18 protein-coding genes and 1 tRNA gene are annotated in these 19,286 nt (G+C 41.4%); 9 read left to right on the top strand and 10 right to left on the bottom strand.

Features of this window, described 5'->3' with window-relative positions; genetic code table 11:
- Both G2999_RS01935 and G2999_RS01930 read left to right on the top strand, forming a co-directional pair.
- Entirely contained in the window at positions 1-1,146 is a 1,146-nt protein-coding gene (locus tag G2999_RS01935; protein WP_010178182.1) for a glycosyltransferase, read from the top strand.
- On the top strand, positions 1,143-2,312 hold the full coding sequence (locus G2999_RS01930) for a glycosyltransferase family 2 protein (protein WP_010178180.1): 1,170 nt from the start codon (positions 1,143-1,145) through the stop codon (positions 2,310-2,312). Before G2999_RS01935 ends, G2999_RS01930 begins: the two co-directional genes overlap by 4 nt.
- A 64-nt stretch (positions 2,313-2,376) precedes the next feature.
- Here G2999_RS01930 and G2999_RS01925 read toward each other — a convergent pair whose 3' ends face one another.
- The 8 genes from G2999_RS01925 to G2999_RS01890 form a co-directional block, all read right to left on the bottom strand.
- A complete protein-coding gene (locus tag G2999_RS01925; RefSeq protein WP_010178179.1) occupies positions 2,377-3,903 on the bottom strand; it encodes a SpoIIE family protein phosphatase in 1,527 nt (508 codons plus the stop codon).
- Positions 3,903-4,604 (bottom strand): putative capsular polysaccharide biosynthesis protein, encoded by a 702-nt coding sequence (locus tag G2999_RS11595; RefSeq protein ID WP_010178178.1) that lies wholly within the window; start codon positions 4,602-4,604, stop codon positions 3,903-3,905. Before G2999_RS11595 ends, G2999_RS01925 begins: the two co-directional genes overlap by 1 nt.
- Entirely contained in the window at positions 4,604-6,712 is a 2,109-nt protein-coding gene (locus G2999_RS01915) for an SLBB domain-containing protein (RefSeq protein WP_010178177.1), read from the bottom strand. The genes G2999_RS11595 and G2999_RS01915 overlap by 1 nt, the downstream gene beginning before the upstream one ends.
- Complete coding sequence (locus tag G2999_RS11590) at positions 6,709-7,620, bottom strand: OmpA family protein (RefSeq protein WP_010178176.1); 912 nt, start codon at positions 7,618-7,620, stop codon at positions 6,709-6,711. The genes G2999_RS01915 and G2999_RS11590 overlap by 4 nt, the downstream gene beginning before the upstream one ends.
- Before the next feature lie 9 nt (positions 7,621-7,629).
- Entirely contained in the window at positions 7,630-7,956 is a 327-nt protein-coding gene (locus G2999_RS01905) for an STAS domain-containing protein (protein WP_010178175.1), read from the bottom strand.
- A 217-nt stretch (positions 7,957-8,173) separates the two neighbouring features.
- Positions 8,174-8,249, bottom strand: a tRNA-Val gene (locus G2999_RS01900).
- Between the two features lie 132 nt (positions 8,250-8,381).
- Positions 8,382-9,254, bottom strand: coding sequence for a DMT family transporter (locus G2999_RS01895; protein ID WP_083781645.1), 873 nt, complete (start codon positions 9,252-9,254; stop codon positions 8,382-8,384).
- Between the two features lie 159 nt (positions 9,255-9,413).
- A complete protein-coding gene (locus G2999_RS01890) occupies positions 9,414-10,010 on the bottom strand; it encodes a heme-binding protein (RefSeq protein WP_010178173.1) in 597 nt (198 codons plus the stop codon).
- Between the two features lie 163 nt (positions 10,011-10,173).
- Between G2999_RS01890 and G2999_RS01885 the strand changes: the two genes are divergently transcribed.
- Positions 10,174-11,106, top strand: coding sequence for an SDR family NAD(P)-dependent oxidoreductase (locus G2999_RS01885; protein WP_010178172.1), 933 nt, complete (start codon positions 10,174-10,176; stop codon positions 11,104-11,106).
- A gap of 7 nt (positions 11,107-11,113) precedes the next feature.
- Here G2999_RS01885 and G2999_RS13745 read toward each other — a convergent pair whose 3' ends face one another.
- A complete protein-coding gene (locus tag G2999_RS13745; protein ID WP_010178170.1) occupies positions 11,114-11,860 on the bottom strand; it encodes a HopJ type III effector protein in 747 nt (248 codons plus the stop codon).
- A gap of 55 nt (positions 11,861-11,915) precedes the next feature.
- Positions 11,916-14,147, bottom strand: a complete 2,232-nt coding sequence (locus G2999_RS01875; RefSeq protein ID WP_010178168.1) for a YgiQ family radical SAM protein — start codon at positions 14,145-14,147, stop codon at positions 11,916-11,918.
- A 202-nt stretch (positions 14,148-14,349) separates the two neighbouring features.
- Here G2999_RS01875 and G2999_RS01870 point away from each other — a divergent pair, with 202 nt between their 5' ends.
- The 6 genes from G2999_RS01870 to G2999_RS01850 all read left to right on the top strand — a co-directional run bounded on the left by G2999_RS01870 (position 14,350) and on the right by G2999_RS01850 (position 19,164).
- A complete protein-coding gene (locus G2999_RS01870; protein ID WP_010178166.1) occupies positions 14,350-14,931 on the top strand; it encodes a hypothetical protein in 582 nt (193 codons plus the stop codon).
- Positions 14,932-15,053: 122 nt separating this feature from the next.
- Complete coding sequence (locus G2999_RS13740; RefSeq protein ID WP_255347323.1) at positions 15,054-15,656, top strand: gamma-glutamyltransferase; 603 nt, start codon at positions 15,054-15,056, stop codon at positions 15,654-15,656.
- Positions 15,653-16,834: a gamma-glutamyltransferase family protein gene (locus G2999_RS11585; RefSeq protein ID WP_255347322.1), complete on the top strand. Its 1,182-nt coding sequence runs from the start codon at positions 15,653-15,655 to the stop codon at positions 16,832-16,834. The genes G2999_RS13740 and G2999_RS11585 overlap by 4 nt, the downstream gene beginning before the upstream one ends.
- Before the next feature lie 59 nt (positions 16,835-16,893).
- Positions 16,894-17,598, top strand: a complete 705-nt coding sequence (locus G2999_RS01860) for a class I SAM-dependent methyltransferase (protein ID WP_010178164.1) — start codon at positions 16,894-16,896, stop codon at positions 17,596-17,598.
- A gap of 18 nt (positions 17,599-17,616) precedes the next feature.
- Positions 17,617-18,792 carry a serine hydrolase gene (locus G2999_RS01855; protein ID WP_010178163.1) on the top strand — a complete coding sequence of 392 codons (1,176 nt, stop codon included), beginning with the start codon at positions 17,617-17,619 and terminating at the stop codon, positions 18,790-18,792.
- 123 nt (positions 18,793-18,915) lie between these two features.
- Positions 18,916-19,164: a hypothetical protein gene (locus G2999_RS01850; RefSeq protein ID WP_010178161.1), complete on the top strand. Its 249-nt coding sequence runs from the start codon at positions 18,916-18,918 to the stop codon at positions 19,162-19,164.
- Positions 19,165-19,286: the final 122 nt, after the last annotated feature.

The following is a 19,286-nucleotide window of genomic DNA, read 5'->3' as shown; positions in this document are numbered from 1 at the left end:
ATGGACGTGTTAGCGCAACCACTCAGTGATTATCAAGACGTAAATGACGCTATCCAAGAACAGGATAAGATTAATGTTGTGCATGTGGTACAACACTTATCACAAGGTGGTATTGAAACAATGGCTGTTAATATGGTGAACAGTCTTGAAGATAAATTAAATATGCATTTGTTGAGTTTAACCAGTGATTCAGAAACTATTTTGGCGAATTGGTCACGCGCAAGTGCCATCAATGTGCCTTGGAAAGGCATGCAAAAATCGGCAGGGGTGGATATAAGTCTTATTAATCGCTTAGCTGATTATTTTCATCAGAATGACATTGATGTTGTGCATACTCATCATATTGGACCTTTGTTATATGCAGGATTAGCTGCTAAAAAAGCCAATTGCCGTATTATTCATACAGAACATGATGCGTGGCATTTATCTTCTGTGAAACATCGCTGGTTACAAAAACTATTATTAACCCTACTAAAACCTATAGTAATCGCTGATGCTACCGCTGTTTCTAAGGCATTTGAACAATATCTACATAGACCTGTTGATGACGTCATTGTCAATGGGATTGATTTACAAACGTTTGTCCCAGGAAATCAAGATGAAGCGCGCCAAACTTTAGGTTTACCTAAAGGGGTGAAGTTAGTTGGCAGTGCAGGGCGCCTAGAAACGGTAAAAGGTCATCATTATTTAATTGAGGCGTTATCACTATTACCAAGTGAATATCACCTTGCGATTGCGGGAAATGGTTCCCTGTTACGCGAGTTACAAAAACAAGTACAAGCATTGAATATAACCCAAAGAGTGCATTTCTTAGGGCACATTGAAAATGTCACTCAATTCTATCAAGCATTAGATTGTTTTTGTTTACCTTCTCTCAAAGAAGGGTATCCACTCAGTTCATTGGAAGCTCAAGCGTGTGATATACCTGTAGTTCTTACAGATGTGGGTGGTAGTAAAGATACCTTATGTCCACTTTCTGGTATTAGTGTATTGCCTCAAGACAGTCATTTGTTAGCGCAAGGTGTACAACAAAGTCTGTCGAATAAAGTCGATTCGTCACCTCGAAAACATGTATGTGAACATAATAACTTCATGACAACCATGGATAGGTATTATGGACATTATGCAAAAGGAATAACATTATGATGAGTATATTAATTGGTATACATGTTTTTGCTATATTTTTAATTATCTATCATCATGTTTTATACCCGATGTTATTAACAGTGATGACTAACGGGAAATTAGAAGATCATAGTGCCTCAATGCCCATCATTGATGAGACTCAATTACCCGAAATAACGATGGTCATTCCTGCTTATAATGAGGAAAAGTGGATCAGGGCCAAACTGATCAATATCACAATGCTCGATTATCCTAAAGATAAATTACATGTACTGGTCATGTGTGATGGATGTACTGATAATACCTATGATGCAGCGCTTGAGTACTTACAAAATCCTGAATGTGCAGATTTAAAAATACAAGTGGTTAACTGCGAAGAGAATAGAGGTAAAGTCGCAGTGATAAATGATGCGATGACACGAGTGACGACCGATATTGTGGCCATGTCAGATGTATCTGCGATTATTTCAATAGATGCCTTAAAACTTGCTGCTCATGCATTACAAGCGCCGCAAGTAGGGGCAATTAATAGTAAATATCAAATATATGACAAAGGCACCTCGGTCGATTCGTCATATTGGGAATATCAAAGTCAGATTAAACAAAAAGAATCTTTGCTTGGCTCGACATTGGGCGCGCATGGCGCTTTTTATATATTTAGGCGCGAGTTATTTACGCCACTTGATGCCGATACCATTAACGATGATTTTATTATTCCGATGCAAATTATCGCCAAAGGGTTTCAGGTCAAGCAACTATCACAAATCAATGCATTAGAGCTTGAAGCCACTGATTCTTCAATGGATGGAGCAAGACGTAAGCGTATATCAGCAGGTAATATACAGCAAGTATTGCGTTTAAAAGCTTTAATGATGCCGAAACATCGATATGTCGCATTTGTATTTTTATCGGGTAAAGGCTTACGTATAGCCATTCCATTTTTGTTAATCGTCATCTATTTAACCAACGCTTTCTTATTAGCAACACATCAAATGTTCGTGTATGAATTTATCATACAGAATTTGCTATATGGGGTGATGTTTTTTGATTTAAGGTATGAAATCAAAACTAATAATAAAGTGTTTAAACTCCTGTCATATGCTTTTAGGGGACATTTGAATAGCTTTTTAGGTGCGTTAGATTATGTCGTGCACCAGGGTAAAGTACCATGGAAAAAAGTGAATTAGCAGAACATAAAAAACAGGGCAAATAGCCCTGTTTTTGGTATATGAATAGCCTATTAAAGAAGTATTAAATATCAATCAAACACAGTACTACATCATCTTTGGGGCGTTCAAACGTAAACTGATCAAATGCATGGAGCGTTTTATCTAATGCAGTTTGAACATCAAGTGACGCAGTCGCCATTAATGTATTTTCAATTAATTCTTTTAGTGCATCTCGACCTGCTGCATCATCAGCTGAATCAAATAAACCATCTGTATATATAGCCAATCGCTCGCCTTGTTTAAGCTTGACTGTTTCACTGATATAGTCAGTATCTGCGACAATGCCAGGTAAAATACCATTTGCGGTCAAGGGCTTGATTGCTGTAGAGCTAATTAATAACGCAGGTGGGTGTCCTGCTGATGCATATTTAATTTCTGAATCTAGATTTAAATTTAATACACAGCAAGTTAAGTTAGTGGATGAAAATAGTTTGTCCGTTAATGCAACTTCTGACAGTGCAGATAATAGCTTTTCGGGATTTTCACATAAATCATTATTAAACATCAAACCACGTAAATAACCAGCATAAGAGAAAGAGAAAAACTTAGCACTTTCATCATGGCCCATAATGTCTACCAAAGCGATGGTATCATTATATAACGCCGCATTATGTAAAAGAAAATCACCACCGCCTTGGCCAGTATTTCGATAACCTACTGCAACATTCCACTTTTTTATCCGCTCTGGAATATCAGGTAGTAAAGACTCAGAGATATTTTTATCTATTCTGTCACTCAAACGACGTTGAATTTGATTATTACGTTTTAAGGCCCGCTCTATAGCATTCACTAGCATCTGCTGGCTTATCGGCTTTGTCAGAACGTCATCAGCACCAATTCTATAAGCATCTTCACGTAAGCCAGTCATCTCATTAGTATCAGAAGTAAGAAAGATAAATGGAATGATCTTATCTAGGTGTTTTTGTAAGTAAACATATAAATCCACACCATTGATGGTCGGCATATGTAGATCAGAAATGATGATGTCGATACTGTGGCTATCAAGAATTGAGATTGCATCCAGTCCATTTGAGGCTTGTAAAACAGAAAATTGATCGGATAATAAATTCGAGACTATTGCCAGTTCAATTTCACTATCATCTATTATCAATATCGTTGGGCCAGCGTTAATATTCTCATCATACCAAACACAATGTATTCTATTGTTTTTGATTTTATTAAGGTATTCGTATTCGATAAAATCACACTGAGACCTAATGAGATATAAGCCTCGACTACTTTCAAATAAGAGAAATTCATCGTTTAATTCTGGTATGTCACCACTGAGCGGATCAAATTCGGCACCATTATCATAGATATCTAACCAATATCCATTTTTACACTTTCCAAATTTCAATGTAATGTTAGTGTGATTGTCATTATTATGCGTGACAATATTCGTCACAATTTCACTTGTGACCAGTTCCACTTTTCTAGATGTCTGAATGTTAACGTCCAAAGACGTTAGGACTTTATTGAGCTGTTTACGAAGTGTTTTTGGTGATGTTTTATCAGCAGAGATGTTGATATTTAATAATATAGTTTCCATTACACTTCCATTTTAAAAAATGATTTTTTATGTAACCACGTTAGGATTTTACTCTTAATTGGATTGAACATTGCGGGTAAGCGAGCTGTTTCTCGAATCAATTCATCTTGAAGCGTTGGGTTCAACTTATCATTCATCACACAACCGAGCATATTCGCGCCGGCTTCTTTTAGGTCATTAATTGTTTCTTTAACCATGGTATGAGTGGTACTGCCGCTTAACACTAACAGTATCGCTGCATCACATGCACTGGCGACTCTGGAAGCAGAAATATTATGTTGATTAACTCGATCATGTGGCGTTGTATCAAAAATGACAAAATCATAATCATCTAACCATTTTTGAATATAATTTTCTATTTCACCATGTCTGCGAAGTTTGAGTAAGAGAGACTTAGATTGAGGTAAACATACTCCGTTTAAAATTGAGCGGTCTTTATTATCTGATACTAACGCAGGGCTAAGACTGGAAGATTGTGATTGAGGTAGTGCTAAAATATCATGAAAAAACGGCGTGTAAGTATTAAAATCCACGATTAATACACTGTGACCGGCTAGTAACATACGGTTTGCCAACGCCAACACCATGGATGTAGTGCCTTCACCAGAGGTTGATGAGGTAATCGATATACTACGGAGTTTATCGGCCGTAATTTTAGCATACACATTTTCGATTTCATTACTTTGTGTAATATACGACATTATAAAATCCCGACCAGCGCAGCGACAGAAGCGATTTGGAATAAATCTGATAAGCCAGTACGCATTTTGTAATAGACTGATGCGGTTTGATAAGGAATATACACAGTATCACCAGCTCTTAACACAGGTAATGTGCTGACATCTGCAGTTTGACTAAAATTTAACAAATCAAAGGTGGTTGCTTGGTCTTTACAACAAGATATATTGACTATGGTAATTTTCTCAATATAAGCATCGCCCTTTGTACCAGCGGCTTGTGCGATTAAATCTAGTATCGTCATATCATCGCTGAAGCGATATCGCCCAGGCTTATTGATAGCACCTAAGATACGGATGGTGCTCTCTTTTGATTGTTCTAACCATAGGCGCTCTTTTTCAGGTACATAAATTGAATCACCTGTTTTGACTTCTGGTAGGATATTTTCATCACCGGTTTCAAAGTACATGGCTAAATTGAGTTTAGACACTTTAGCGTAAGGTAAATCACGATGACTAACACGAATATTGTGCAAATCTGCTTTGTCTGTTGGGCCGTCGGCTGCCGCGAGGATATCTAAAAAATGCATGTCATCATCGAACTTATATCGACCGGGTGCACCGACTTGGCCAAAAATGTAGATTGATTTTTCTGATGACTGTCTGACCCATTGTGATTTATTTTCAGTCGGGTCGACGGGTAAATCATGAACTCGAATGGTGGCACCGGCATAAATTTGTGGTAGTTCAGATTCGCTTTTACCGCTCTTAATAAACGTATCGAGATTAAATACGGTGATCTTCGTATCACCTTCAGGCGTTGGCGAAAGGACTTCGATAGTCGATGTATCAGCACGCGATGTAGGACCCCCAGTATGAGCAATCAGGTCCAATAGTGACATTTCATCAGACCACTCAAAACGACCAGGTTTGACGACTTCACCAATGACCCGTACCGCACGATTGGGTGTGACTTTTAACCAAGATTTTTCATTGATATCTGTTTTTTCAGGGATGAAAATGGCATCGCCGTTTTCAATACTGGGTGGAATTACATTCTCGCCTTCAGTGAAGGCGGTGAGATCGAAAGGAATAACTGAACCGTTAGCTTTAATGACACGAATCTGTCTCGATTCAGCATAGCGAGTAGGGCCACCGGCGTTCGCTAAGATATCCATAAAAGTGGCTTCTTCTTTACCTTCAAAAGCGCCTGGTTTTTTTACCTCACCCATAATGTAAACAACATTACCACCGGCCTTAATTTCTTCTACGCGAATAGGTACAAAGACGGTCGAACCGGATTGAATTTTTGGTAAGAGGGTGTTGTCACCTGTTTCTAAATAACGCTTGAGATTAAATAGCTGTGGTTCACTATCAGCAATAATGCGAATTTGTTCGACACCCGCATAGCGGGTAACCCCGCCAGCACGCATGAGCAGGTCGATGATACTTTTACCTTCTCGGAATGAAAAACTACCAGGACTCATCACTTCGCCAAACACTTTAATCGCCGAACTATCGCGTGCTGCATCACCTGCATCAGGAATTTTCGCAGGGTCAAAATCCATTTCTACATTACCGATGATCGGAGAAGCCGGAACAAAGAGTTCATCTAATGATTGCAATTTAGGTAAGATACTGGCATCACCAGAATCTAAATAAGACTTATAATCAAACACAATTTCTTCGTCGTTGCGTTTTAATCTAAGCTTATTAATTTGTGCCCCTGAACGAAGGCCGTCGGCTTTTTGTAATGCCATTTGAATATTCGCCGTAGCCGGAAGGACATATTCCCCTGGCGATGAAACATAGCCATTGACAGCGATAATCATTTGTTTTTTAGATACAATTATTTGTAGTCCAGATAGATCTCGATAAACTTCCTTTAATCTCTCTTTGAGCATTTCCGTGAGTTCAGATTCATACATCCCAACCACTTTAACTTTACCTATTTCTTGAATTAAGATATCGCCATCACGGTCTACCGAAAAGGCGTCATCAAAAATTTCTTCACCAGGTAGTTCTACTTTGATCATATCACCAGGCTGAACGATATACTCAGTTGTGTCAGCCTTCACTGATATACTGATGAACATGCATAAACATAACAGCCATAAACTTGATTTAATCATAAATCCTCTTGAGCAGGAGTGTCGTTATCTTTTAATGAAAGGGTAATATTGACGCGTCGATTAGTTAAACGTATGTGGGGTGCATCTCCTGGGAATAGTGGATTAGCCTCACCATTGGTCATGACGCTGATACGGTCCATACTGATACCAAATGCTTCCAAATACCTTGCGACACCATCAGCTCGTGCTTGTCCTAAAGCCATATTGTTTTCTGTGTTACCCAGTTCATCTGTCGAGCCAACCACATGAAATTGTAACTGAGGATAATATTGAATAATTTGAACTGCTTGGGCTAAACGTGCAACGTATTTTAAATTCACTTCACTTGAGTTAGTTGCGAATTGGTTGTCAGCATTAAGGAGTAACAGAATCTGTGCGAAGTCATCTTCTTGATTTCTAGCCGGTTCACTTATTACCGTTTCTTCTTTGATAATCGTCTCGACAACTTCTTCTTGTGCGGATTCTTCTTGTGCTGTCGTATCGATCTCAATTTCTACATTATGTTGTGCTAATTTGGGGAGTTGGCAGGTTTCATATTGCAGCGCATAATCTAATTGTCTTTCTAAGCGATGGAGTAGGTGACGTAAGACAATAACATCGTTAGTTGCATCAAACAGCATATCTCCATATATTTCACGAGCTATCCGTGCTTCGAAATTTTTGGCTTCTATCACAGTGGCAGGGAAGCATAAATCAGCACCTTCCAATACTAATACTGCCAGTTGTTGACGAACTAATTCGAATTCAAAACGTAATCCATGCTCTTCACCTAATGGCTCATCAGTATAAAAAGGGTCAAGCAGTTCAATATGATGTTCCGCCATACCGCCTCTTCCATAATCGGGAAAAGCAGAACAACCACTTAATAACACGGTAAGGACAACACTTAATATTTTAAACTGTTTCATAAGACCCTACTAAATTTGAGAAGACGCTAAAGGGGTTACTGTGATGACAGACTCAATTCTTAACAACTTAATCAACTCTAGCGGTTGAGAATGAATATTGACGATGGATAAATCAACTTCTTGGGTACGTAGTTTTTTAAATAGAAAGACAACTAAACCAATGCCAGAGGAGTCGATAAAATCTACATGTTCTAAGTCAATATCAACTAAAGCGAAACTAGGGCTCTCTGCCAAAGTGACGAATTCACCACGTAAAGTTTCACACCCTTGAGCATCCAAATCACCGGTTAAATGTATGGTCAGTTTGTTGTCTGTTATCGATTTTGAAAATTCCACTATTTGTCCTTATTATTAGCTTCATTTACTTATCGGCGATGGCGGAATTTACTTTATAATTTTGTGAAAAAAATTTTAGAAGATATTAATGCTTTATCATGGGTGAAAAAAATGTGTGATATATCTAGCAAAGATAAGCGTGAGTTGTCTTCAAATACATAACCATATGGTTTAAATATTTATATAAATGAATAAAGAGGATTGATATGAGAAAAAGTGGTGGACGCTACTGGGCTTGAACCAGTGACCCTCGCCTTGTAAGGGCGATGCTCTCCCAACTGAGCTAAGCGTCCATTTTATTACTTAAACATACTGAATTAAGGGCTAATTCGTCATGTTAACTTGTTTAAAAAAGCTATGTGTTCCTAAGCAAGTGAGCGGTATTATAGGTGTTTGCTTAATAGTGTCAACCCAAAAGATGTAATTTATTTACTTTGAGTGACTTTTCTCGTCCAAATCGCGCCAGCCATGGCTAACAACATCCCTGGAACGGCAATTAATGGCACTGTTTCCCCCGCGACTGGCCACGCAATTATTGCTGCAACTGCTGGGACTAAAAACATAATTGCCGTTGCTTGAGACATCGAACCACTTCTTACCATTGCAAACATCAATAAGATCCCGACCACGGTATTCATGACGATTAAATGACCCACTGAGAAAAAGAACGCTGGAGTAGGGTCAAACACTATCCCTTCAGTCACTAACGCCAAAGGTACACTAATAATAGCTGCAAAAATATACTGTACCCAGGTGGCTACCAAAGGATGAAGTGGCAGGCTGCGACGCTTTTCGATAACTTGGCCAATAGACATACCTACGACTGCGACAAAACCAAGAATAGCACCTAATACATAACCGGTATCGCCTTGCATATCCACACCAATCACCCAAGCCGCGCCAGTTAATCCCATCATGAGCCCTAGCCAAATTTTCCATGAGGGCATTTGTTTGGCTAATAAAGCACCGGTAAGAATGATCAATACCGGTTGTGAGGCAGCAAATAACGCCATGATATTGGCACTTGCACCGAGTTTCATACCGACATACATCGTGCCAAAATGGCCCAGATGTAGGAATATACCTGTACCAATGAGGCTTTTAGCATGTGACCAGTTTGGTAGCGGTAGACGCATAAAAATCACTAATGGTGTCACTACTAACGCTGCGCCTAAAAAGCGATATGCTAGTAAATTAAAAGGCAGAGTATATTCTAATGCTAATTTTGCCATCGAATAGCCGGAGCTCCACACGACGAGAAATAGCCATGGGATGAGAAACTGATAGCGTTGGGGCATGATTAAGGGGATTCTCAAAAAAAGACAAGAATGTAATCTACAGCTTCAATAGAATGAACTCTAGATAGCTTTTAGTCTTAATAGTTAGCTGAACAATAGGACATTTCTGATGGCGTGCTCATTATTTGCGTTGAGTTAGCTCACTCTATATCTAATCATTTATGAAGCAGGACTCACCACTTCAAACATCACTTCATTGCGACGTTTGAACCATAACGTCCAAGGCGCATCATACCCCATCATGACAGGCTCTGAGATGATTTGATAATTAGCGTTTTCTAAACTTTCACGTAATTGTGTCGTTTTTTCAGTGACTTTACTCTCGCCACGTAAACCCGAAAAGCGAATGACGCCAACTAACTTAGCAGGAACTTCGGTAAGAGTAACACCAGGACCGGTGGGTTTAGGTGCAGTGTTATAATTATACATAGAAGGTAAAAAGAAACTCATTTGCATATTCTTTTGGCTATTCATCGTCATTTCCACTGGTGTGGTCATGGCGATTTTGGCTGATGCTGAGCTCGTTTCTACAGGCGATGTCATCGCAATATCTTTATTGACAGAGTTAGCCCCTGAGATATAACGAAATAATTGACCAAAAGCGTTATTTTCACCATCGGCCACAGCGGAGACTTTCACAGCCGGCGCATAGGCACGGATCTCAATATCCTCACCCAATTTCTGAACGACTTCATACGCTAATGTTTCAGTGCCCTTATAGATTGGTGGATTTGCTTCGTTGGCAGAAACTGACATAAAAAGACCTTGTAGTATTGTTGAGCCTAGAATAAGTGGAGCGAAGAACTGGCGCATAATAATAACCTATTGTAATAATTATTCATTAATACGTGTCAGCATACAAAAAGTTTAAACAGTGATAGGCTTTGGCCACAATAATAACAATATTTGAGGAAACGCCATGACCATTCGCTACGATAATCAAGTTGCTATCATTACTGGAGCCGGTGCAGGCTTAGGCCGTTCACATGCATTAGCGTTAGCCCGACGTGGGGCAAAAGTCGTCGTTAACGATTTGGCTCAAGCCGATGGAACGCTATCTGCTGGGGCTTTAAGTGTTGTGGCTGAAATAGAGGCTGAGGGTGGTGAAGCCATGGCTAATGGTGCGAATGTCGCCAAGCTTGATGAAGTCGAACTCATGATAAGTGATGTGATGGCAGCATGGGGGCGGATCGATATCTTGGTCAATAATGCCGGTATACTGCGTGACAAATCATTCACTAAAATGCCGATGGATGATTTTGGTTTGATTTTGGATGTACATTTACTCGGTTCTGCGAATTGTTCTAAAGCCGTTTGGCCAATCATGCGAACTCAGCAGTATGGTCGTATAGTCATGACAACATCTTCCTCGGGACTGTACGGTAATTTTGGACAAGCAAATTATGGAGCCGCTAAAATGGGTGTTGTTGGCTTAATGAATACCTTATGCATTGAAGGACTCAAAGACAACATCTATGTGAACTGTTTATCCCCAACCGCGCGTACAGCAATGACCGAAGCGTTAATTGAAGATGAGCGCGTGTTAGATTTAATGACGGTTGAGTCGGTGTCAGCAGGGTTACTAGCCTTAGTCGCTGAACAAGCCCCTAATCGCACGATTTTAGCCTGTGGGTCAGGCGGGTATGCCAAAGCGGTGATCAAAGAAACCGATGGTATTTATTTATCCCCTGAAGAGCAAACACCAGAGAATGTGTTGGCGCAGTGGGATAATATTGTTGCAGAAGAGCATGCCCAAGAGCTACAAACCGGTTGGTTACAAACTAATAAATTCGTAAGTAAAGCCGCGCAATTCTTAGGCATTAATTTAGCTGATAAAATTATTGGTAAGTGAGTTAAGGTTATAACTGACTGTCAACATAATGTGGCAGTTCATCCAGCGCGGGAACTGCCATTGATTTACCTTCGCTATCTAGCGCTACAAATTTAAAGATGGCCTCGGTGACCTTTTCGCGCTGGCCAATTCGCGCCCGGCGTACCCAACACTCCACTTTCACATCAATCGAGCTGCGACCCACGCGCACAATATTAGTATAGACACCTAAAATGTCTCCAACATGCACAGGCTTTATAAAGCTCATACCATCTAACGCGACGGTAACAACACGGCCTTGAGCACGTTGACCTGCGCTAATACCTGCTGCCATATCCATTTGTGATAGTACCCAGCCTCCAAATATATCACCAGCTGGATTGGTATCGGCATGCATGGCGATAGTACGAGTCGTCAACCGTCCAGTAGGTTGTTTTTCACTTAACGCGGGTTGGTGAAACTCGATACCTGGCCAACCGTGCGTCATAAAGTTACGAATATTCCCATGATCTGTTGCATCAGGATGACCTAACACATCTTCTCGATAGAACTGGCCGAATAAAGCCAAAGTCGCAGTTTTTGATAGTTTATGCAACTGCGCAAAAGCGAATATTTTACATGAACCTTCATTTGTCCCAGCGTCATTCGATACATCACCATTACGAAACGAAGTAGGGGTATAATCGTAATGATCGTTAATCACTGACATCACATCTTCAAATGCAATACTCTCAGGTGCAGTTTGGATCTTTTTAATGAGTTCATGTGGTGTCATGCTTAATATGTTCCTAACTAATACTTATCTTGCTTATTTCATTGGTCACGAGCAATTACTGCGGTCGCGATGAAGCGTGTTTTTGTTTATTACCAGAGTGTGTCTTTGTCTTTTTCGATCTTTTGTTGGGTTGCTGTGTTTTTCCGCCACTATTATTACCGTATTTAAAACCGGTGTGCTTAGTCATAGCGCGCTCGCCTTTGTGAGGCTTCTTCGCTTTTTGTTGACGTTCTTGCGCTGTTTCTGGTGGTACTAAGTGTTCAGGTCCTCGACCAATTAAATCGGCTCGTCCCATTTTCTCTAGAGCTTTACGAATTTGGGCAAAATTCTTCGGATCATGGTATCTAAGCATCGCTTTGTGAAGTCGTCTTTGGATCTCGCCCTTCGCACTGATAACTTCTTCCGATTCCTTGGTGACTTTGCGTAACGAGTTCACTTCGGTGTGATACATGGTCGTTGCCGTTGCCATAGGCGATGGATAGAAATTTTGGACTTGGTCGAGTTTAAACTTATTTTCTTTAAGCCAAATCGCCAGCTCCAACATATCTTCATCACTGGTGCCAGGGTGCGAGGCAATGAAGTAGGGGATCAAGTACTGTTCTTTACCGGCTTCTTTGGAGAACTTATCAAACAGCTCTTTGAACTGATAATAACTGCCCATACCCGGCTTCATCATTTTCGTTAGAGGACCATCTTCAGTATGCTCCGGCGCGATTTTTAAGTACCCGCCGACATGGTGTTTGGCGAGCTCTTTGACGTAATTTGGATCTTCTACAGCCAAATCATAACGCACACCTGAGGCAATTAAGATCTTCTTAATGCCTTTTAAGTCACGTGCTTTACGATACAAATTAATCGTCGGCGTATGGTCAGTATCCATATGAGCACAAATTGACGGATAGACACATGATGGACGACGACATGTCGCTTCGGCCTTAGGACTTTTACATCGCAGTTTATACATATTGGCCGTCGGGCCACCTAAATCAGAGATAACACCGGTAAAGCCTGGGACCGTATCACGAATTTCTTCGATTTCGCGTAAGATAGATTTTTCCGAACGACTTTGAATAATGCGGCCTTCGTGCTCGGTAATACTACAGAAGGTACAACCACCAAAACAACCACGCATGATATTAACGCTGAACTTAATCATGTCATAGGCAGGGATTTTGTTATCGCCATATACCGGGTGAGGCACGCGTTGATAAGGCATACCAAAGACGGCATCCATTTCATCTGTTTCTAAAGGCATCGCCGGCGGATTTAACCAAATATGTCGATCGCCATGTCGTTGCATTAATGCACGCGCACAACCTGGATTCGTTTCTTGGTGAAATATCCGACTAGTATGCGCATAGAGCATTTTGTTATCGCGGACCGTTTCATATGCCGGTAATTTTACATACACCTTTTCCCATGGTTTACGTTTGGCATCGGGTTGGATGGTGATGACTTGTTCGGTTTGGGTGACGTCTTTGGCCGGATCGACTTTGTCAGCATCTGTCGGACAATCTGGGAGCATGACATAGGGCGATATTATCGGTTCTATTTTACCAATTTTATCCAATGACGTGGAATCGACTCCCTGCCAATCCGGTAGGGCTTCTTTGACAATGATCCCCGTTCCGCGCACATCAGTGATGTCTTTAATGTTTTCACCAGCGGCTAAGCGATGAGTCACTTCTATCAATGGACGTTCGGCATTACCAAACATCAATAAATCGGCTTTTGAGTCAAATAACACGGAGCGGCGAATTTTTTCAGACCAATAATCATAATGACCGATGCGACGTAAACTCGCTTCAATGCCGCCGATGATCACCGGGATATGTTTGAACGCTTCTTTGCAGCGCTGGGTATACACTGTCACAGCGCGATCTGGACGCTTACCACCAATGTTGCCGGCGGTATACGCATCATCATGACGCAGTTTTTTATCCGCAGTGTAGCGGTTAATCATTGAATCCATGTTACCAGCAGTCACACCAAAGTACAGGTTAGGCTCGCCCAGTTGCATGAAGTCGTCTTTAGAGTGCCAATCTGGTTGAGAAATGATCCCCACACGAAAGCCATGGGATTCTAACAAGCGTCCGATAACCGCCATACCAAAGCTTGGATGGTCGACATAAGCATCGCCAGTGACGAGAATAATATCGCAGCTATCCCAGCCAAGTTCATCCATTTCTGCGCGTGACATCGGCAAGAATGGCGCTGTCCCGTAACAATGTGCCCAATATTTGGGATAAGAGAAGAGACTGCGGTCTGCTTTGATAGTTGCTTGCATGGGATATTCACCTGATTAATCAGTGTCAGATTATATCAGAAATTTTGCCTATACTGCACATTTAACCAAGGTTTGAAAATTGTCTATTAGAAATAATTCGTTACAAAAGCTCGCGCAATCGTACATTTAATTTAATGAACATTAACTGACCCCGTTTTAACATTATCTAGATTAATAAATTAACTAATTATGTAAGGATATTATGAAAACGCTATTGGTATGCGGCGCATTGTTTTTGTCATCTGCTCAGGTATGGGCTAATGATCAGGGATCTGATTTTGTTGAGGGGGCATTAGTCCAGCGTGAGTTTGCTGATTATGATGTTTTTAATGCGACGGGGATCAAGTTACATCTCAATAAATCACTCACCGAACGTACTTTTGTTGAGCTAGAGCTACTCATTGCCAGTGATGAAGCGATTGATATCGATTTTAGTGTCAGTCAATGGCATGTCAAAACCGGTTATATTCACCCGTTAACGGCACGTGTAACAGCCCATTATGTAGTAGGTTTTGGCACGATCGGGTTTGAATTTGAACGAGGTGAGGAATACGCAGAAACCGACACTACTTATATTAGTTTGAATACCCAGTTACAGTACCGCTTTTTTGAATCCGTGGTCGGGTTTGCAGGCACGGGGATACAAAAATGGCGCGAGGGCAGTGATCAAAAGTATTATCAACTAGGGGCGCGCCGTGACTTTGACCAATGGAGTCTTGGCGCCTCCTATATGAAATACTCTGATTCGGAAACCTTCGCTTTATCCGGGCGTTATCGATTTTAGGCATTTAGGGGGTGTGTTTAAATGGAATACGAATGAAGGTACAGCCTGTAATCTCCTTTATACTCAATAGAAAGTTAGTGTAGTATTAAAAGCCTTACCTTTTTCGTTTACTTGGATGTGTTATGAAAACTTCGCGGTCTATGTTTTCTGTATTTACTTTGTTTTTAGTTACTTCATCGCTTTTAATAGGGTGTGGTATTTCTTCTTTGTCAGAACCAACGACACAATCAACTGAACAACAGCTATCTTCATCACCTGCAATGGTGGTCACTGCCAATCCTCATGCAACTCAAGCCGGTTTAGATGTGCTACAAGCCGGTGGTTCAGCGGTAGATGCTGCTATTGCGATTCAAGCGGTGCTAAGTCTAGTGGAGCCGCAAAGCTCAGGTTTAGCCGGTGGTGCATTTATGGTGCATTATGATAATCAGTCTAAAGATGTGATGGTGTATGATGGGCGTGAAATCGCACCAATGGCTGCAAAAAGTGACATGTTCATGGTGGATGCGAATACGCGTATGGGGTTTATTCAAGCCAAAACCAGTGGTATCGCAACGGGTGTACCGGGTGTGGTGGCGATGCTCGAGCTGGCACACCAAGAACAGGGGATACTGCCTTGGTCTGAACTTTTTGGTTCTGCTTCACAGTTAGCTTCTGACGGATTTGAAATCTCTCCACGCTTGTATGGCATGTTAGAGCGCTTTGGCAATATATACCTAAAGATGTGAGTGAAGGTCCAACAGACGCATTTGAGTACTTTTATGATGAACAAGGCAATCCTTATCCTGTCGGTCATGTATTAGTGAATACCGATTATGCCGACGCCTTATCTAAAATTGCTGAAGATCCTCGTTCATTTTATACCGGTCAAATTGCGCGTGAGATTGTCGCTATGGTAGGGCAGGCTCCTCGTCCAGGGACGCTAACAATGGCTGACATGGCCGCGTATCGTCCGGTGCGTCACCAAGCGTTGTGTCAAACATATCGTAGTCACCAAATCTGCGGTGCGCCACCCCCTTCATCGTGGGTAGCGGTAGGGATGATTATGGGCTTATTAGAGCATGGTCCTAAGTTTAGTGCCGGTGGGGCATCTGATCCAAAAAATTGGGGCATTCTTGCTCAAGCCCAGCAACTCGCCTATGCCGATCGTGACCGCTATATTGCCGATCCTAATTTTATAGATATGCCATTAAAAGGTATGTTAAATGCTGAGTACTTAACGCAACGTGCTGGGTTAATAGCACCGAATAGCGCGTCAAAAGTGACCATGATTGCCGGCGATCCTTGGCCGTTTAATGACACTGAGCAAACGGTGACAGCTGGAATAGACGCTACTGATGATGTGCATGGTACCACGCATTTTGTGGTAGTTGATAAGCAAGGTGACGTGGTTTCCATGACGGCTTCTGTAGAGAGTATTTTTGGTACAACACGCATGGTCGGTGGCATGTTTTTGAATAACCAGCTCACTGATTTCTCGTTTCGTTCTGTGGATGCCCAAGGTAATCCTATTGCTAATGCTGTCGCCGGTGGTAAACGCCCGCGATCATCCATGTCACCCTCTATTGTGTTAGATTCTGATAGTGAATTTTTATTAGCGACAGGCTCACCGGGTGGTAATAATATTATTGCTTACACTGTTAAAACCTTGGTGGGGGTGTTTGAGTGGGGCATGAGCCCGCAAGCAGCCGTTGATCTGCCCAATATGGTGGCTCGAGGTGCAACAGTAAGATTAGAAAAAGATTTAGCACCAATAGCATTAATCGATGGCATGCGCGAGTTAGGTTTTGATGTTGATGCCTCTCGAGGTGAAAACTCGGGATTAAGCGTGATCAAGCGTCATGCTGACGGCACATTAGAAGGGGCTGCTGATAAACGTCGTGAAGGCGTGATTGGTGAGCTCTAACACTTTACTTTGGGCGGTGATAATACCATCACATTGCTTTTTCCCATAGGGGTAGAAAGATGAACGAATATAACAAGATGTTTGACCATCACTGGTCGCTTTATCAAAAAATTTTGCAACACAACTATATGGGGCATGACCAAATTTATAGTGTGTTGGAGGATGATTTAATCTCCCATATACATGCGCCGTTTTCATTTTTAGATATTGGTTGTGGTGACGCACAAACGATTACAGGGCGCTTAAAGCATACGCCCATCAGTGCATATACGGGCATCGATTTATCAGCCGATGCATTAGCGCATGCTCAGCATTTCTTAACGCCTTTACAGATCCAAACGCACCTTATCAACAATGATTTTGAGCATGCATTAGCAGATTTAGTGACACAACGTGTTCAGTTTGATGTGATATTTTCAGGTTTTGCGCTGCATCATTTAGCGCCAGAACAACGCATTCATGCATTCCACAATATCTACCAGCTCTTAGATAAAGGGGGATGTTTTTATTTGATTGATGTGTATCCACACAAAGACGAACCACGCGACACATATTTAGACCGATATTTAGCTAAGCCCATGACCGATTGGACTGAGCTAAATGATACTGAAAAGACTATTTTAGATGATCATGTCCGTAGTAGCGACTTTCCTGCGTGTAAAGACACCTTGATAGAGATTGCTACTGAAACTGGTTTTGAATCAATCCAATGTTTGTTTGAAGATGACGAGCATGCCAATATATTAATGGCGTTTACTAAATAATAAAAATAAGGAACGGGTATGAAAAAGTGGTTGTTGATAGTGACATCGAGTGTCGTGGTGATCCTGGCATTGGTATGGGTAAATATTGATCCGCATGTAAAGGTGTTGATACTCGATCCACCCAAGGACCAAAACGTCTTATTTTGGAACCAAGCACAACGTGATGCGGGTTTTCAGTCCATTCATAAAGTCAGTATTTTACCTCAGCGTACTATCTCCAAAGGCAATGACGTTCAACCATTAGCACAAGGGCCGGCGTTGGCATTGAGTGAAGCACAAATACAGCGCTTTTTTGAGGAACAATCCATCGGCAGTCTAGTGGTGCTGCATCAAGGTAAGCTGATTTATGAAGGGTATGGATTAGGTTTTACCCCTGATAGTAAGTGGACAAGTTTTTCGGTGGCTAAGTCATTTACTTCGACTATGGTGGGTGCAGCAATTAAAGATGGCTATATTAAGAGCTTGCAAGACAAGGTCAGTGATTATATCCCTTCGATGATCGGCAGTGCCTATGATGACGTAACGATAGAGCAGTTATTAACCATGACTTCTGGCGTAGCATGGGATGAGGATTATTCTGATCCTGAGTCTGATGTGTCAAAATTTAATTTTACCGCTCCAGCAGAAGGTGTGGATGTTACTGCCAGTTACATGCGTGAGTTGACCCGTGCGGTGCCAGCAGGAGAGCGCTGGTTATATAGTACGGGTGAAACAAATTTGATTGGGCTGTTGGTAAGTCAAGCGACGGGGCAGACGTTATCGGATTATTTATCTGACAAAGTATGGTCAAAGATTGGTGTTGAACAGGACGCGACTTGGGTGTTGGGGCCTACTGATCATGAGATCAGTGGATGTTGTATTCAAGCGGCTACAAAAGACTATGCACGATTTGGTCAATTTATTTTAGATGGCGCGATGATTGATGGTGAGTCTATTGTGCCTGAAGGCTGGTTTGCTAAGGCGACCACAAAACAAGCTGATATTGGGCAAGCAGGACGTGGATATGGCTATCAATGGTGGACATGGGATGATGGCAGTTTCCAAGGGCGAGGGATCTTTGGTCAGGGGATCTATATTCACCCAGAGGCGCAGTTGGTTATTGCGGTTAATAGTAGTTGGGCAAGCGCCGCTCCCGCCAAAGAAAAACGCTTGCGCCAAGAAATGTATGAGACGATTCTTGGGGCGGTTGAGTAGTTAGACACTATTTTATTATGCTAAAAACTGAGCTTAGGTTCAGTTTTCAATAATACTGATTATTGCTAATCTTTGAATGTAGATTAATCACCTACACACTACATTTAATCAGAGGATAGTAAAATGAAAAAAATACATGGTACTGTGTTAACTAAAATTAATGGTGGTCGAGATCGGTCTTTTAGAAGCCCACAATTTCAAAATAATTCAGGATGGTCAGCGCACACCTGTGCAAATCTTGGTAATATTAATGACTCTTTGTCAGTAGCATCATTTGGTGCTTCATTCATTCCAGGTGCTCAAGGTTTTGCTTTAATAAGCGGAACATTAGGGATGATGGGTTTTGCGCTTGATAAGCAATTTTGTTCCTAATATCATGAAAAAATTCAACTTGAAGAAACTAAAACCTTCTCAGCTTGCTATTGTCCCTGCAACACTCCTCGCTTATTCTATGGGTGGGAAAAGTGAGTTTTTTGGAATTAATACCAATATCA

The organism is Glaciecola sp. HTCC2999 (assembly GCF_000155775.1).
In the GTDB taxonomy this organism is placed as follows: Bacteria; Pseudomonadota; Gammaproteobacteria; order Enterobacterales; family Alteromonadaceae; genus Opacimonas.
Note: the sequence above shows the minus strand (reverse complement) of the source record. Positions and strands in the feature narration are given on the sequence as shown.

What these genes read in the sequence shown, in the direction of transcription:
- G2999_RS13740 (WP_255347323.1), top strand. Translation starts at nt 15,054, where the DNA reads ATGAAAACTTCGCGGTCTATGTTTTCTGTATTTACTTTGTTTTTAGTT.
- G2999_RS01925 (WP_010178179.1), bottom strand. Translation starts at nt 3,903, where the DNA reads ATGGAAACTATATTATTAAATATCAACATCTCTGCTGATAAAACATCA.
- G2999_RS13745 (WP_010178170.1), bottom strand. Translation starts at nt 11,860, where the DNA reads ATGACACCACATGAACTCATTAAAAAGATCCAAACTGCACCTGAGAGT.
- G2999_RS01895 (WP_083781645.1), bottom strand. Translation starts at nt 9,254, where the DNA reads ATGCCCCAACGCTATCAGTTTCTCATCCCATGGCTATTTCTCGTCGTG.
- G2999_RS01875 (WP_010178168.1), bottom strand. Translation starts at nt 14,147, where the DNA reads ATGCAAGCAACTATCAAAGCAGACCGCAGTCTCTTCTCTTATCCCAAA.
- G2999_RS11590 (WP_010178176.1), bottom strand. Translation starts at nt 7,620, where the DNA reads ATGAAACAGTTTAAAATATTAAGTGTTGTCCTTACCGTGTTATTAAGT.
- G2999_RS01860 (WP_010178164.1), top strand. Translation starts at nt 16,894, where the DNA reads ATGAACGAATATAACAAGATGTTTGACCATCACTGGTCGCTTTATCAA.
- G2999_RS01915 (WP_010178177.1), bottom strand. Translation starts at nt 6,712, where the DNA reads ATGATTAAATCAAGTTTATGGCTGTTATGTTTATGCATGTTCATCAGT.
- G2999_RS01890 (WP_010178173.1), bottom strand. Translation starts at nt 10,010, where the DNA reads ATGTCAGTTTCTGCCAACGAAGCAAATCCACCAATCTATAAGGGCACT.
- G2999_RS11595 (WP_010178178.1), bottom strand. Translation starts at nt 4,604, where the DNA reads ATGTCGTATATTACACAAAGTAATGAAATCGAAAATGTGTATGCTAAA.
- G2999_RS01935 (WP_010178182.1), top strand. Translation starts at nt 1, where the DNA reads ATGGACGTGTTAGCGCAACCACTCAGTGATTATCAAGACGTAAATGAC.
- G2999_RS01885 (WP_010178172.1), top strand. Translation starts at nt 10,174, where the DNA reads ATGACCATTCGCTACGATAATCAAGTTGCTATCATTACTGGAGCCGGT.
- G2999_RS01855 (WP_010178163.1), top strand. Translation starts at nt 17,617, where the DNA reads ATGAAAAAGTGGTTGTTGATAGTGACATCGAGTGTCGTGGTGATCCTG.
- G2999_RS01930 (WP_010178180.1), top strand. Translation starts at nt 1,143, where the DNA reads ATGATGAGTATATTAATTGGTATACATGTTTTTGCTATATTTTTAATT.
- G2999_RS01870 (WP_010178166.1), top strand. Translation starts at nt 14,350, where the DNA reads ATGAAAACGCTATTGGTATGCGGCGCATTGTTTTTGTCATCTGCTCAG.
- G2999_RS01850 (WP_010178161.1), top strand. Translation starts at nt 18,916, where the DNA reads ATGAAAAAAATACATGGTACTGTGTTAACTAAAATTAATGGTGGTCGA.